Annotated in this window: 10 protein-coding genes; 5 read left to right on the top strand and 5 right to left on the bottom strand. The window is 70.8% G+C overall.

What is annotated here, in order from left to right; translation table 11 throughout:
- Window position 1: 1 nt before the first annotated feature.
- Both rrtA and glnE read right to left on the bottom strand, forming a co-directional pair.
- Window positions 2-646, bottom strand: a complete 645-nt coding sequence (gene rrtA, locus CBM2586_RS05335) for a rhombosortase (protein ID WP_115662545.1) — start codon at window positions 644-646, stop codon at window positions 2-4.
- Window positions 636-3623 (bottom strand): bifunctional [glutamate--ammonia ligase]-adenylyl-L-tyrosine phosphorylase/[glutamate--ammonia-ligase] adenylyltransferase, encoded by a 2988-nt coding sequence (gene glnE / locus CBM2586_RS05330; RefSeq protein ID WP_115686978.1) that lies wholly within the window; start codon window positions 3621-3623, stop codon window positions 636-638. The genes rrtA and glnE overlap by 11 nt, the downstream gene beginning before the upstream one ends.
- 182 nt (window positions 3624-3805) lie before the next feature.
- Here glnE and CBM2586_RS05325 point away from each other — a divergent pair, with 182 nt between their 5' ends.
- From CBM2586_RS05325 to tldD, 3 genes are all read left to right on the top strand, one after another.
- Window positions 3806-8149, top strand: coding sequence for a YhdP family protein (locus CBM2586_RS05325; RefSeq protein WP_172587061.1), 4344 nt, complete (start codon window positions 3806-3808; stop codon window positions 8147-8149).
- 17 nt (window positions 8150-8166) lie between these two features.
- On the top strand, window positions 8167-8994 hold the full coding sequence (locus tag CBM2586_RS05320) for a carbon-nitrogen hydrolase family protein (protein ID WP_115662546.1): 828 nt from the start codon (window positions 8167-8169) through the stop codon (window positions 8992-8994).
- Window positions 8995-9090: 96 nt separating this feature from the next.
- Window positions 9091-10551: a metalloprotease TldD gene (tldD, locus tag CBM2586_RS05315; protein WP_115686976.1), complete on the top strand. Its 1461-nt coding sequence runs from the start codon at window positions 9091-9093 to the stop codon at window positions 10549-10551.
- A 149-nt stretch (window positions 10552-10700) separates the two neighbouring features.
- On the opposite strand, the gene CBM2586_RS05310 is transcribed toward tldD, so the two are convergent.
- Complete coding sequence (locus tag CBM2586_RS05310; protein WP_115662548.1) at window positions 10701-11756, bottom strand: class I SAM-dependent methyltransferase; 1056 nt, start codon at window positions 11754-11756, stop codon at window positions 10701-10703.
- Window positions 11757-11834: 78 nt separating this feature from the next.
- Between CBM2586_RS05310 and CBM2586_RS05305 the strand changes: the two genes are divergently transcribed.
- Window positions 11835-12104 (top strand): hypothetical protein, encoded by a 270-nt coding sequence (locus CBM2586_RS05305; protein WP_145987390.1) that lies wholly within the window; start codon window positions 11835-11837, stop codon window positions 12102-12104.
- 164 nt (window positions 12105-12268) lie between these two features.
- Window positions 12269-13348 carry a 3-deoxy-7-phosphoheptulonate synthase AroG gene (gene aroG / locus CBM2586_RS05300; RefSeq protein ID WP_115662549.1) on the top strand — a complete coding sequence of 360 codons (1080 nt, stop codon included), beginning with the start codon at window positions 12269-12271 and terminating at the stop codon, window positions 13346-13348.
- 49 nt (window positions 13349-13397) lie between these two features.
- On the opposite strand, the gene CBM2586_RS05295 is transcribed toward aroG, so the two are convergent.
- Together CBM2586_RS05295 and CBM2586_RS05290 are read right to left on the bottom strand one after the other, a co-directional pair.
- Entirely contained in the window at window positions 13398-13943 is a 546-nt protein-coding gene (locus CBM2586_RS05295) for a nitrous oxide reductase accessory protein NosL (RefSeq protein ID WP_115662550.1), read from the bottom strand.
- Window positions 13943-14779, bottom strand: coding sequence for an ABC transporter permease (locus CBM2586_RS05290; protein WP_373424214.1), 837 nt, complete (start codon window positions 14777-14779; stop codon window positions 13943-13945). Before CBM2586_RS05290 ends, CBM2586_RS05295 begins: the two co-directional genes overlap by 1 nt.
- Window position 14780 lies beyond the last annotated feature (1 nt).

Raw genomic sequence — 14780 nt, 5'->3', positions numbered from 1 at the left:
CTCAGGCGGCGGCGCCATTTTCGCGCGCCGGCCGCCGCGCCAGCCACCACTCCTGCAAGACCCAGCACAGCAGGCCGGCCACCGCGCCGGCCGCATGCGCCACGCGCACCACGCCGAAGCCCCAGGCCGGATCGAACGCCACCGGCGCCAGCCACGACTGTTCCACCCAGACCTTGGCCAGCACGCCCAGGCACAGCAGCACGCCGGTGAGGCGCGCCAGTCCCGGCGCGCGCAGCAGCCCCAGCGCGCCCCACAGCGCCAGCCCGTGCAGCGCGCCCGAGAGCCCGCCGTACCAGGCGATCGCCGGCACGCGCAGCAGCACCAGCTGCACCGCGATGCCGCAGGCCACCAGCACCAGCAACAGGCCGCGCACCCGTGCCACGCGCGCGCAGATCGCCAGCACGCCGGTGGCGGCGAGCATGTCGGCCAGCCAGTGATGGCCGTCCAGGTGCACCCACATCGCCGTGGCCAGGCGCCACCACTGTCCCTCGACCCGCACCGCATCGCGCAGGTACAGGCCATGCGCGTGCCACCACGGCAGGAAAGTAAACGCCGCCGACAGCGCCCATACCAGCGCCACCGCCGCGAGCAGCCCCGACCACGATGCGCCGGCGGGTGCCGGCGGCCCCGCGGCGTCAGTCCTCACCGAACACGGTCCGCCACAGCGTGCGCACCGCCACGGTCTGCGCCGCCATCGATGCCGGCGCCACGCGCGCATGGGCCTGGCCGTCGAGCCGCAGCTGGTGCTGGCGCGCGCGGAACAGCCGGTAGGCGTCGCCCACCGCCAGCGCCAGCGTGGCATCGATCAGGCCCAGCGCGCCGGCCTCGCGCAGCAGCGCGATATTGCCGGCGTTGCGCGTCAGCTGCGGATGGGCGCGGCTGTGCAGCAGCACCAGGTACTGCACGGTGAATTCGATGTCGACCATGCCGCCGCGGTCGTGCTTCAGGTCGAACAGCTCGGTCGGGTTCGGATGGCCCTCGGCGACCTTGCGGCGCATCTGCGCGATCTCGCCGCGCAGCGCCGCGGCGTCGCGCTCCTGGCACAGCACCTCGCCGCGCAGCGCCTCGAAGCGCGTGCCGATGGCGGCGTCGCCGGCGCAGAAGCGCGCGCGCGTCAGCGCCTGGTGTTCCCAGACCCAGGCGGTGTTGTCGCCCTGGCGCAGCTGGTAGCGGCGGAACGCGTCGAAGCTGGTCACCAGCAGGCCGGCCGCGCCGTTGGGGCGCAGCCGCGTGTCGACGTCGAACAGCGCACCGGCCGCGGTATGGCTGGTGAGCCAGGTGATCAGGCGGCGCGCATAGGCGGCATAGACCTCGGGCGCGCGCTCGTGCTCGTCGTCGTACAGGAAGATCAGGTCCAGGTCGGAGGCATAGCCCAGCTCCTTGCCGCCCAGCCGGCCGTACGCGATCACGGCGAAGCGCGGCAGCTCGCGGTGGCGCGTGGCCAGCTGGCGCCACACCGTTTCCAGCGTCGCCTCGAGCATGGCATCGGCCAGGTCCGACAGGCGGTCGGCCACCTGCTCCACCGTCAGCATGCCCTGCAGGTCCTGCAGCAGCACGCGGAAGGTCTCGGCATGGTGCTCGCGGCGCAGGATGTCCATCTGCTGCTCGACCTGCCCCTCCGCGGCCAGCAGCCGTTCATGCAGGCGCTTGCGGAACGCGGCCCAGTCGGGCGCGCCGGCCAGCGCGTCGCTGTCGAGCAGCTCGTCCAGCAGTTGCGGATGGCGCGTCAGGTAGGCCGCGGCCCAGCGCGAGGCATGCAGCGTCTGCGCGACGCGGTCCATCGCCTGCGGGTATTCGGACAGCAGCGACAGGTAGGAAGCGCGCCGGCTGATCGCTTCGAGGAAGTCGATAAAGCGCCCGATGGTGCTGTCGGCATCGTCCTGGCGCGCGGCGAGGTCGAGCGCGCGGTTGACCAGCTGGTCGAAGCGCGCGCGGCTGGCTTCGGACAGCGCGCGATAGCGCAGCGACGCGGCGATCGAGCGCAGCCGGTCCAGCAGCGCATTGCAGTCGGTAAAGCCGGCGGCCTGCAGCCGCTGGCACGGCACCGCGCTGTCGCCTTCAGCGTGCGACGGGTCCTGGGCGTTGTCCTGCGCGCGCGCGGCGCTGTCGTGGATGACGATGTCCGGCCACAGCGCCTCGCACGGGCCGGCGTCGGGGTCGGAGAAGGTGGCTTCGAACTGCTGCGCGACCGGTTCCTGCAGCTCGGCCAGCCGCGCCAGCAAGGCCGGCCAGTCGGCGCAGCCCATCATCCGCGCCACCGCCTGCTGCTCGTCCGGTGCCGTGGGCAGGTGGTGGGTCTGCGCGTCGTCGCGGTACTGCAGCCGGTGTTCGAGCTGGCGCAGGAAGCGATAGGCATCGCCCAGCTGTTCGGCCTGGGCGACGGGCAGCAGGCCGCGCTCGACCGCCACCGCCAGCACCTCCAGCGTCGGCCGGATGCGCAGCGCGGGATCCTGTCCGCCGCGGATCAGCTGGAACACCTGTGCCATGAATTCGATCTCGCGGATGCCGCCGCGGCCCAGCTTGATATTGAACGAGCGCTGGTTGACTCCGTGCCCGGGCAGGCCGCCGCTGCGCTTGGCGGCCTCGCTGCGGATCTGCGCATGCAGCGAGCGGATCGCGGCGATCACGCCGTAGTCGAGATAGCGCCGGAACACGAACGGCGAGGTCAGGCGCGACAGCAGCGCCGCGGTCCGCTGCGCATGGGGCGAGTCCAGCGCCGACACCACGCGGCCCTTGATCCAGGCATAGCGCTCCCACTCGCGGCCCTGCACCACCAGGTATTCCTCCAGCATGCCCAGGCTGCAGGCCAGCGGACCGGCGTCGCCATTGGGACGCAGCCGCATGTCGACGCGGAATACGTAGCCGTCGGCGGTCACGTCGGCCAGCAGGTTGATCAGCCGGCGGCCCAGTCGGATGAAGTACTCGTGGTTGGACAGGGTGCGCGGGCCGCCCTCGGTCTCGCCGTCCTCGTCATAGAGAAAGATCAGGTCGATATCGGACGAGACATTGAGCTCGCGCCCGCCCAGCTTGCCCATGCCCACCACCACCAGCTCCTGCACCTCGCCGCTGTGGGCGCCGACCGGGCGGCCGAAGGTGGCGGCAAGATCGTCGCCCAGCACCGCCAGGCCGTGCTGGATCGCCAGCTCGGCCAGGTCGGTCATGGCGCCGGTAACCTCGCCCAGCGTGGCCAGGCCGCGCAGGTCGCGCTCGATCACCGCGCACATGACCTCGGCACGCAGCCGGCGCAGCGCGCGCTTGGCGGCATCTTCGGTGTCGGCCGAGGGCGCATGCAACGCCTGCAGCCGTGCTTGCATCCAGGCCCGCGTGAGCGGCTGGGCCACCGCCGCGGCAAGGATCTCCGGCAGTTCCGGGCGGGCCTGCAGCACCCGCCGCGCGTAGTGCGAATACGCGGCCGAGTACAATACGTCGCCGCCTGACGGGGCCACTTCGCCGTCCGTCTGCGGCGCCTGCGCCGCGGTGACGGCAAAGGCGCCGGCGGCCATGGTGCCGGGGCCCTGCCCCGGTGCGACGGACGCCGCATGGGCGGGTTCCGGTGTGGCGCGCGCGCCATGTTGTTCAGCAGCGTCGCCAGCGGCGGAACTCGTCGGATCAGAGTCAGTCATTCCAGTATTTGAAATGCGAGCAAAGGTGCGAAAGATGCGGCCAGCGGTACCTGGCTGCTGCGCCGTGGCGTTCGCGCCGCGGACGCGCCAGCGCCGCTGCGGTGCGCGCCGCTTGCGCATTGTTGTTTCAGCCGGCCGGGCACCAGATTGGAGAGCGGCTAGTATTGTCGGATAATCTGCGCATGTCCAGCCGCGCCCCACAACCCGCTGACGGTTCTCCCCCCACTGGCGGCGCGGGCGGGCACGAGGCCGCCACCACGCTGCCCGCCACCCCCACCGTGTCCCCTCGCATCGACACCGCTGACGCCGCGCGCCGCAGCGCAACGTGGGCGGGCGCAGGGGCGCTGGCACGCGCCGGTGCGCGCGCGGCCGCGGCGGCCGTGCGCCATCGGTTCTGGCGTGGCCTGGGGCGCGCGCTGGTGCGCCTGGCGCTGGTGCTGGCGGTGCTGGCGCTGGCGGCGGGCCTGCTGATCCGCTTCGTGCTGTGGCCGCAGGCCTCCGCCGCGCGCGAGTGGCTGGAACAGCGCGGCTCGCAGGCGCTGTCGGCCCAGGTCAGGATCGGCTCGCTCGATACCTATTGGGACGGCTGGCACCCCGCCTTCCGTGCGCGCGGCCTGAGCGTGGTGGACAGCCAGCAGCGCGCGCTGCTGTCGGCCGCCACGCTCGACGGCAAGCTGGCGTGGCGTTCGCTGATCAGCATGAACCTGCAGTTCGTCAGCCTGAGCGCCAGCGGCACCGACATCCTGGTGCGCCGCACCCCGCAGGGCCGGCTGCTGGTCGCCGGCATGGTGGTCGATGCCACCGGCGGCCAGCAGGACGACGACCGCTTCCTGGGCTGGCTGATGTCGCAGGGGCGCGTGGCGCTGTCGGACGGCAGGCTGCGCTGGCTCGACGAGAAGGCGGGCCTGCCCCGGCTCGACATCGGCGAGATCCGCCTCGACACCCGCCGCGACGGCGCGCGCCACACCTTCGACCTGGAAGCGCGCTCGCCGGCACTGGGCCCGCGCCCGCTCGAGGTGCGCTCGACCTTCCGCGACGACTACCTGCACAGCGCCGGCAACTGGCGCCACTGGACCGGCCAGGCCACCTGGGACCTCGGCCAGCTGCAGTTGCCGGTGCTGCAGCGCTACCTGGCGATGTTCGAGCGGGTCGCCAGCGGCACCTTCAGCACCGACGGCAGCATCGAATTCCGCCAGGGGCGCATCGTGCGCAGCCAGACCCGGCTGCGCGCCAGCGGCGTCGACCTGCAGCTGGCCGGCGCCGCCGCGCCGCTGCGGCTGGCCAATGCGCAAGCCCTGCTGCTGCACCGGACCGAGCGCGACGGCAGCAACCTGCTCACCGTCGACACACTGCTATGGCAGCCGCTGCAGCCCCAGCAGCCGGCGGTGCCAGATCACGGCAACGCTCCCGCGGTGGCCGACGGCGGCTGGCGCGAAGGCATGCGCAAGGTCGCCATCGGCTGGGCCCGGGCCAAGGACGGCAGCCTGAACCAGTTCTCGCTGAAGGCGCCCTCGCTGGACCTGAACACGGTGCGCGCCCTGGCCACCTCGATGCCGATCGATACCGCGGTGCTGCGCCAGTTGCGCGCGCTGCAGCCGGCAGGGCACATCGACAACCTCAACCTCAGCTGGACCCGCGCGCGCACCGGCATGCTCGAGCGCGGCGGCGGCAAGCCCCACTACAGCATCCAGGGCACGCTGCGCGAGGTCTCGGTCAACGGCCAGCCGGCGGTGCCGGCGCTCGACGCCGCCGGGCATGCGCGCCTCGGCACGCCGGGCTTCTCGCGCCTGTCGGGCACCTTCGCCCTGGACGAGCAGCAGGGCTCGGCGCGCTTCGAAGGCAACGACGCGGCGCTGGTGCTGCCGGGGCTGTTCGAAGACCCGCGCCTGGCGTTCGACCAGATCGGCGGCGACGTGCGCTGGCAGCACCGCGACGGCAAGCTCGCGGTGACGCTGGACAGCGTGCGCTTTGCCAATGCCGACGCCGCCGGCTCGGTGCGCGGCACCTGGCGCGCGGGCGGCGACGGGGTCTCGGGCATCGCCGACCTGGCCGGCGAGATGACCCGCGCGAACGTGGCGCGGGTGCCGCGCTACCTGCCGCTGAGCATTCCCGCCACCACCCGCCACTACCTGTCCGGCGCGCTCGCGGGCGGCGAGGCCAGCGGGGTCAGCTTCGTGCTGCGCGGCGATCTCGCGCACTTCCCGTTCCAGGCGCCGCACCAGAAGGCGGGCGAGTTCCGCGTCGAAGTGCCGATCGAACACGTCAGCTACCAGATCGCACCGCATGTGGCGAGCCACGAGCCGGCGCACGGCACTCCCGGCGCATCGGCATGGCCGGTGTTCACCGACATCGCCGGGCGCGTGGTGTTCGACCGCGGCGGCATGACCTTCCTGGCGCGCCGCGCCACCGTGCAGGACATTGCCGGCGTCACGCTGCAGGACGTCAGCGGCCGCATCGACGAACTCAGCCCGCGCGGCAAGCTCGCCATCGACGGCAGCGCCACCGGCCCGGTGCAAGGCTTCGTGCGCTACATCAACGCGTCGCCGGTGCGCGAGTGGACCGGGCACGTGGCCGACGCGGCCAGGGCCAGCGGCAACGGCGAGCTGAAGCTCGGGCTCGAGATGCCGCTGGAGCACGCCGACGCGGCCAGGGTCGATGGCCGCTTCCGCTTTCCCGGCAACGATGTCGTGCTCAGCCCGCAACTGCCGCCGCTGGGCCATGCCAGCGGCGTCATCACCTTCAACGAGCGTGGCTTCGGGCTGGAGAACATTCGCGCGCGCTTTCTCGGCGGCGAGCTGCGCCTTGCCGGCGGCACCCAGCCGGACGGCGCCACGCGCGTAAGCGCGAATGGCCAGGCCTCGGCCGCCGGGCTGCGCGAGGCCGCCGCGGGCAGCGCGCTGGCGCCGCTGGCGGCGCGGCTGGAAGGCGCCACCGGCTACAGCGCGGTGATCGGCGTGCGCGAACGTCAGTTGCAGGTCCAGCTGAACTCCGAGCTCAATGGCATGGCGCTGCAGCTGCCGGCGCCGCTGGCCAAGGCCGCCGCGCCCGCATTGCCGCTGCGCGTGGAACTGCGCCCGGCCGCGCCTGCGGCCAATGCCGCGCGCGCCGGCACCGACGAACTGGCGCTGCAGCTGGGCAATGTGCTCAATGCCCGCTTCCTGCTGCGCCGCGATGGCGGCGGCAGCGGTGGTAATGCCAGCAACGGCTTCGAAGTGCTGGCGGGCGGCATCGGCGTGCAGCAGGCGGCGCCGCTGCCGGCGGCGGGCGTCAGCGCCGCGGCCACCTTCGACCAGCTCGATATCGATGCCTGGCGCGCGGCCTTCGCCGGTGGCGCTGACGGCGCGGGGGCCGACGAGTCGCCCTCGCCATTGCTGCCCAACCGGATCGCGCTGCGCGCGCGCGCGCTGCACGGCATGGGCCGCACGCTGGACGAGGTCGTGCTCGACGCCAGTCGCGAGGCCGACGGCTGGAACGCCAGGGTCGACTCGCGCCAGATTGCCGGCGCGCTGCAATGGCGCCCGGGCGCGACGGCTGCCGCCGGTTCGCTGCGCTTGCGCCTGGCGCGCCTGAACGTGCCGGACGCCAACGACGAGCACAACGTGGTCGATGCGCTGGCCAGCAGCATCGACACCTTGCCCGCGATCGACCTGGTCGCCGACCAGTTCATGCTGCGCGGCCACGACTTCGGCAAGCTCGAAGTCAAGGCGCATACCGACACCGGCGCGGGCGGCACCGATCCGGTCTGGACCCTGGACAAGCTGCAGATCGAGCAGCCCGGCGCCACCCTGACCGGCAACGGCAGCTGGCGCGTGCCGCGCCGCCTGCGCGCCGACGCCAGCGCCGAGCGCCGCACGCTGCTGTCCTTCGCCATCGACATGCGCGACGCCGGCGCGACGCTGGAGCGGCTGGGGCTGCCGCATACGCTCAGCGACGGCAAGGGCAAGCTCGAGGGCCGCGTGGCGTGGCGCGGCTCGCCGCTGTCGATCGACTACCCGACGCTGACCGGCAAGCTGTCGCTGGACCTGGAGAACGGCCAGATCCTCAGCGTCGATCCGGGCGCGGCGCGCCTGCTCGGCGTGCTCAGCCTGCAGGGCCTGCTGCGCTTTGCCACGCTGGACTTCCGCACGCTCTCCGGGCGCGGGCTGCTGTTCGACCGCATCACCGGCAGCGGCACCATCGAGAATGGCGTCGGCATGATCCAGGACTTCCAGCTGCGCAGCCCGCAGATCATCGCCAGCATGAGCGGCACCGCCAACTTGCTGCGCGAGACCCAGGACCTGCGCGTGGCGGTGGTGCCGCGCATCAATGCCACCACCACGTCGATCGCGGCGGCCTTCATCAACCCGGCGCTGGGCATAGGCACGCTCGCCGCGCAACTGCTGTTCGCCGACGAGTTCTCCAAGATGTTCACCCAGCACTACCGCATCTCGGGCAGCTGGGCCAACCCACAGGTCGGCAAAGTGGAGGACAATAAGGCGCAAGGCCCGACCTTCCAGAACCGCGCGGATCCGGCCTTCCCGCGCTAGAAGAAGATGCCGCCCCCATGACTCCAGCCAGCCCTGCCCCGTTCCGCGTTGCCGCGGTCCAGACCGTGACCGGCACCTCGCTCGACGCCAACCTGGCGCGCGCCGAGGCGCGCATCGCCGAGGCCGCCGCCGGCGGCGCCGAGCTGGTGCTGCTGCCCGAGTACTTCTGCATCATGGGGCGCGCCGAATCCGACAAGGTGGCCGTGCGCGAGCACGACGGCGACGGCCCGGTGCAGCAGTTCCTGGCCGACGCGGCGCGCCGCCATGGCATCTGGCTGGTGGGCGGCACCCTGCCGATGTGGTGCGACGACCCGCAGCGCGTGTACAACACCTCCCTCGCCTTCGACCCGCGCGGCGAGCGCATCGCGCGCTACGACAAGATCCACCTGTTCGGCTTTACCCGCGGCACCGAAAGCTATGACGAATCGCGCACCATCCTGGCCGGGCGCACGCCCGTCAGCTTCGACGCGCCCTGTGGCAGGGTGGCGATGTCGGTGTGCTATGACCTGCGCTTCCCGGAGCTGTACCGCGGCCTGGCCGCCGACGGCGGCACCAGCCTGATCCTGATGCCGGCCGCCTTCACCTACACCACCGGGCAGGCGCACTGGGAAATCCTGCTGCGCGCCCGCGCCATCGAGAACCAGTGCTATGTGCTGGCGGCGGCGCAGGGCGGCAAGCACGAGAACGGCCGGCGCACCTGGGGCCATTCGATGCTGGTCGACCCGTGGGGCGAAGTGCTGGCGATGCTGCCCGAGGGCGAAGGCGTGGTCGGCGGCGTGATCGACCCGGCGCGGCTGGAGGAAGTCCGGCAGAACCTGCCGGCACTGCGGCACCGGGTGCTGTAGCATGTACGCAAGCGCGGGGGCCGATGGCGCCCTTGCCCACAGGATTGTTTGCCGCGCCGGCCAGCCCGCGCGGCCCAAGGAAAAAAAGGACCTCTCATGAACGCCGGCGATCTCGGAATCCGCAACCTGGCCACCGCGCAGCAACTGCTGCTGGCGCCGTACGGCCTCGACGAAGCCAGGCTCCAGCGCGTGCTGGCCGATATCTTCACGCACAAGGTCGACTACGCCGACCTGTACTTCCAGTACACCCGCAACGAGGCCTGGAGCCTGGAAGAAGGCATCGTCAAGTCAGGCAGCTTCAGCATCGACCAGGGCGTGGGCGTGCGCGCCGTCTCGGGCGACCGCACCGCCTTCGCCTACTCGGATGAAATCAGCCTGCCCGCGCTGTCGCAGGCGGCAGCCGCCACCCGCACCATCGGCCGCGCCGGCAGCGGCCGCGTCAAGGTCGCCGGCGAGTTGGCCACGCACGCCGGGCGCAACCTGTACGCGCCCAACGACCCGCTCGACTCGATGAGCGCGGCGGAAAAGGTCGCGCTGCTGGAGCGCATCGAGCGCATGGCGCGCGCCAAGGACCCGCGCGTGGTGCAGGTGATGGCGGGCCTGGCCGGCGAGTACGACGTGGTGCTGGTGGCGCGCAGCGACGGCGTGATCGCCGCCGACGTGCGCCCGCTGGTGCGGGTCTCGGTCACGGTGATCGCCGAACAGGGCGGGCGCCGCGAGATCGGCTCGTCCGGCGGCGGCGGCCGCTATGCCTACGGCTACTTCACCGATGACCTGCTGCAGCAGTACGTGGACGAGGCGGTGTCGTCGGCACTGGTCAACCTGGATGCGCGCCCGGCCCCGGCCGGCGCGATGACCGTGGTGCTGGGCCCCGGCTGGCCCGGCGTGCTGCTGCACGAGGCGGTCGGCCACGGGCTGGAGGGCGACTTCAACCGCAAGGGCTCGTCGGCGTTCGCCGGCCGCATGGGCGAACGTGTCGCCGCCAGGGGCGTGACCGTGGTCGACGACGGCACGCTGGCCAACCGCCGCGGCTCGCTCAACCTCGACGATGAAGGCAACCCGACCCAGTGCACCACGCTGATCGAGGACGGCATCCTGCGCGGCTATATCCAGGACACGCTCAACGCGCGCCTGATGAAGATGCCGGTCACCGGCAATGCGCGCCGCGAAAGCTATGCCGCGCTGCCGATGCCGCGCATGACCAACACCTACATGCTCAATGGCGACAAGGATCCGCAGGAGATCATCGCCAGCGTCAAGCGCGGCCTGTATGCGGTCAATTTCGGCGGCGGCCAGGTCGACATCACCAACGGCAAGTTCGTGTTCTCGGCCAGCGAGGCCTACATGATCGAGGACGGCAAGATCAGCTACCCGGTCAAGGGCGCGACCCTGGTCGGCAACGGCCCGGAATCGCTCAAGGACGTGACCATGATCGGCAACGACATGCGGCTGGATTCCGGCGTGGGCGTGTGCGGCAAGGAAGGCCAGAGCGTGCCGGTGGGCGTGGGCCAGCCGACGCTGCGCATCGAGAACATGACGGTGGGCGGGACGGCCTGAGCAGGCAACCACACGGATCGACGCCAGCGGTTGCGGGTGCTCCCAAGCCGCCCGAGCTGGCCCAGGCAAGGTGTTCGCCCTCTCCCCTCATGGGGAAGAGGGAGTACCCAGGCGGCAAGCACGGAGGCCGCAGTTCCCGGCCACACTCCTCACGGCCGCACTTCATACACCAGATTGAACGGCGTCTGCGCCGCGCGCCGGAAGCTGCCGAAGCCCGCCTGCTCCGCCACCGCGCGCATGCGCGCCTCGCCCGCCTGCGCGCCCAGGCACAGGCCGACTTCCTGCGAGCGCGACGCCGGCGTGCAGATGAAGGTCGACGCGGAATAGAACACCCGGCCCACCGGGTTCAGGTTCTGCTCGAGCGCATCATTGGCAAAGGGCTCGACGATCATCCAGGCGCCGTCGGCGCGCAGGCTCTCGCGCACGTGGCGCGCCGCGCCCACAGGATCGCCCATATCGTGCAGGCAGTCGAACACCGCCACCAGGTCATAGTCCGTGCCGCCATAGTCCTTGGCGCTGGCCACCTCGAAGCGCACGCGCTCGGCCACGCCGGCGCGGCGCGCGGCCTCGGCCGCATGGCGCACCGAAGGCTCGTGGTAGTCGAAGCCGACGAAGCGCGACGCCGGAAACGCCTGCGCCATGATGATGGTCGACGCGCCATGGCCGCAGCCCACATCCGCCACCATGGCGCCCGCCCTGAGCCGCGCCGCGATGCCGTCCAGCGCCGGGATCCAATCCGGCACCAGGTGCGCCGCATAGCCGGGGCGGAAGAAGCGCTCGGTGCCGTGGAACAGCGCGGGATCGTGCTCGTGCCAGCCCAGCCCGCGGCCATTGCGGAAGATGTCGATCATCTTCGGAATCGCGCGGAACTGCGCCACGGCGATCTGGAACGCGCCGGGGATAAAGGCCGGGCTGCCTTCCTGCGCCAGCGCATAGGCCTGCTCTTCGTTCAGGCTGAACTGCCCCGAGTCGGCGTCATAGTCGACGTAGCCGCTGGCCGCCTGCGCCGACAGCCATTCGCGCAGGTAGCGCTCGTCGGTATGGGTCTTGGCCGCCAGCATGGCGACGGTCATCGGTTTTTCCGCCAGGGCCTTGTACAGGCCGAGTTCATCGCCGACGACCACGGTCGCGGCATGCATCACCGCGCCGATGTCGCCGACGAATTTCTCCATGAAGGCATTCAGCCTCGCTTCATCGACGCTCATGATGCACCTCCCCGTACCACCGCTCCCCGCTTCCAATATAGCCACCGTCGATGCCGCGGAAAGCGCGAAAAGCGGGCCATGAAAACAGGCTGGCGAGGCCATGCCGGAAACCCGATGCGATCGGTGCGCCAGCGCACTGCATGGCTGCGACGACACTTGCCAACCCTGGCAAAAGGCGCTATAAAGATGCTTCGTCGCGCGGCCAGCAGCCGATGCGCAACGAAAATTATCGAAGCGGCGCGCAATTTCCTGCCTTTCTGCCACGCAGTGCAGCATAAATCCAGCGCCCGCGAAGAAAATCGTTTCAAGCTGACCCAAGCCAACGCCTTTTTCCGCCATGTCCGCTAAGTTTTACTTTTACTTTTTTGGCGATCTCACACCGCTGGCGGATAGGGAGGGATGGCTGTAAGCAGCGCCCCGAATACAAAAAAACCGCCAGCGACCCTGGCGGTTTTTTTATACCCCTTTGTTTTCCCACACACTCACGACCTCACAAGAATTCTGGAGCCATCATGCTGAAGAACACCGACGACCTGCGCATCCGCGAACTCAAGGAGCTGCTGCCGCCCGCGCACCTGATCCGCGAGTTCGGCTGCTCCGAACAGGCTTCGGACGTGATCTACGGCGCGCGCCAGGCCATGCACCGCATCCTGCACGGCATGGATGACCGGCTGATCGTCATCATCGGCCCGTGCTCGATCCACGATACCCGCGCCGCGCTCGAATACGCCAAGCTGCTCAAGGTGCAGCGCGAGCGCTTCGCGGGCGAGCTCGAGGTGGTGATGCGGGTGTATTTCGAGAAGCCGCGCACCACGGTGGGCTGGAAGGGGCTGATCAACGATCCGCACATGGACGGCAGCTTCAAGATCAACGACGGCCTGCGCACCGCGCGCGAGCTGCTGCTGACCATCAGCGAGATGGGCGTGCCCACTGGCACCGAGTACCTCGACATGATCAGCCCGCAGTACATCGCCGACCTGGTCAGCTGGGGCGCGATCGGCGCGCGCACCACCGAGTCGCAGGTGCACCGCGAGCTGGCATCCGGACTGTCGTGCCCGGTCGGCTTCAAGAACGGCACCGATGGCAACGTCAAGATCGCGGTCGACGCGATCAAGGCCGCGTCGCAGCCGCACCATTTCCTGTCGGTGACCAAGGGCGGGCATTCGGCAATCGTGTCGACCTCGGGCAACGAGGACTGCCACGTGATCCTGCGCGGCGGCAAGGCGCCCAACTACGACGCCGCCAGCGTGCAGGAAGCGTGCGATGCGATCGCCAAGGCCGGCCTGGCCTCGCGCCTGATGATCGATGCCTCGCATGCCAACAGCAGCAAGAAGCATGAGAACCAGATCCCGGTGTGCGCCGAGATCGGCCGCCAGATTGCCGCCGGCGACCAGCGCATCATCGGCGTGATGGTCGAATCGCACCTGGTGGCCGGCCGCCAGGACCACGTCCAGGGCCAGCCGGTCGACCAACTGACCTATGGCCAGTCGGTGACCGATGCCTGCATCGGCTGGGACGACTCGGTCAAGGTGCTCGAGGGCCTGGCCGAGTCGGTGCGCCAGCGCCGGCTGGTGTCGGGCAGCGGCAACTGAAGCGCAAGCAACAACTGAAGCAACCGCGGCGGGCACTCAGCCCGCCGTGCTACATCCGGCTGTCATGCATGGCGCCGCCGCTGAGGTCGGCCAGTTCCGGCGTCACCTCGGCGTAGCGCAGCAGTTTCCCGCCATGGCGCGCGGCAAAGGCGGCCGCGTCGCGTTCCGTCCTGAAGCTCGCCAGCGTCGGCCCCATCGCGCCGTGGCGCCGGCTGCCGGCGACGTAGATCCCGGTGGTGGCGTCGAGCCAGTGGCCGCGCGGCCGCTCCCAGTCGGCGCGGGCCATGTCCTGCACGAACACCGCGCGCACCGGCCGCAGCTGTTCCGGCCGCAGCAGCGCGTGGAACATCTCGACCGTATCGCAGAACCAGTGCGGCTGCGCCTCGCCGGCATAGAACACCTGTGCCTTGGGCCCGCCGTAATCGGCCAGCAGCATGCCGTCCAGCGCGCAGGCGGTGGTGGCGTCGAACGCTTGCGGCTGTGCCGGGGCTTCCGGCTTGCGGCCGCAGCCGGCGATCAGCACGGCGCTGCCGGCAAGGGTCAGCAACAGGTGGCGGCGAGGCCATGAGAACGGGGTACACGGTGGGGTACACATCAGCGGAAACTCCTGGCGGCAAGTCCCAGCGGCACGGCGATCCACGCCAGTAGCGCCGCGCCGGTCGGCCACGGGCTGGCCAGCGCGGGCGGCACGATGCTGGCAACGCCTCCGGCGCTGCGCAGCTGGTCCAATGAAAAGGCATTGACGATGCGGAACAGGTCGGCGGGGTTGAGCAACAGCAGCCACGCGATCCAGTCGGTGGCGGCGTGCTGCGCGCCCGCGCCGCTGCCGGCGACCAGCATGCCGAGCAGCAGCAGGTCGAACACCAGCACGAAGAAGAACCACAGCCCGATCGCTAGCCCCGACGCCTGCGCGCGGTCGCGGCTCAGCACCGACAGCCACAGCGCCAGGCTCAGGAACGCCAGCCCGAGCAGCACCGCGCTGGCGACGAAGCCGAGGTAGTGATACAGCCCCGCCCAGCCGAACTGGCGCGCCAGCAGCAGCGCCATCAGCGCAAAGCCGCCGGCGGTGGCCAGCACCAGCGCGGCGGCCAGGCCGAGGTACTTGCCCAGCAGCAGCTCGCCGCGCGTCAGCGGCAGCGACAGCAGCAGATCCAGCGAACCGCGCTCGCGCTCGCCCACCACGGCGTCGAAGCCCAGCAGCAGCGCGATCATCGGCACCAGGTAGATCACCAGGCTGGCCAGGCTGGTGATGACGAACTCCAGCGAGCGCGGACCCAGCACGCCCTGCTCGGCGCCGCCGAAGTAGCCGATCGCCAGCGACAGCGCCGTAAACACCGCGGCCACCGCCAGCACCCAGCGGTTGCGCATGCGCTCGCGGAATTCCCGGCCAGCCAGCGCAGCCACCTGCCGCGTGTCGAACCACTCGCCCATG

The organism is Cupriavidus taiwanensis (genome assembly GCF_900250115.1).
GTDB lineage: Bacteria > Pseudomonadota > Gammaproteobacteria > Burkholderiales > Burkholderiaceae > Cupriavidus > Cupriavidus taiwanensis_B.
This window is presented reverse-complemented; position numbering and strand designations above follow the sequence as displayed.

Bases quoted from the DNA above. Each gene is read 5' to 3' on its own strand.
- CBM2586_RS05305 (WP_145987390.1), top strand. From the start codon at position 11,835: ATGAAAACAGGCTGGCGAGGCCATGCCGGAAACCCGATGCGATCGGTG.
- tldD (WP_115686976.1), top strand. From the start codon at position 9,091: ATGAACGCCGGCGATCTCGGAATCCGCAACCTGGCCACCGCGCAGCAA.
- aroG (WP_115662549.1), top strand. From the start codon at position 12,269: ATGCTGAAGAACACCGACGACCTGCGCATCCGCGAACTCAAGGAGCTG.
- CBM2586_RS05325 (WP_172587061.1), top strand. From the start codon at position 3,806: ATGTCCAGCCGCGCCCCACAACCCGCTGACGGTTCTCCCCCCACTGGC.
- glnE (WP_115686978.1), bottom strand. From the start codon at position 3,623: ATGACTGACTCTGATCCGACGAGTTCCGCCGCTGGCGACGCTGCTGAA.
- CBM2586_RS05320 (WP_115662546.1), top strand. From the start codon at position 8,167: ATGACTCCAGCCAGCCCTGCCCCGTTCCGCGTTGCCGCGGTCCAGACC.
- CBM2586_RS05290 (WP_373424214.1), bottom strand. From the start codon at position 14,779: ATGGGCGAGTGGTTCGACACGCGGCAGGTGGCTGCGCTGGCTGGCCGG.
- CBM2586_RS05295 (WP_115662550.1), bottom strand. From the start codon at position 13,943: ATGTGTACCCCACCGTGTACCCCGTTCTCATGGCCTCGCCGCCACCTG.
- CBM2586_RS05310 (WP_115662548.1), bottom strand. From the start codon at position 11,756: ATGAGCGTCGATGAAGCGAGGCTGAATGCCTTCATGGAGAAATTCGTC.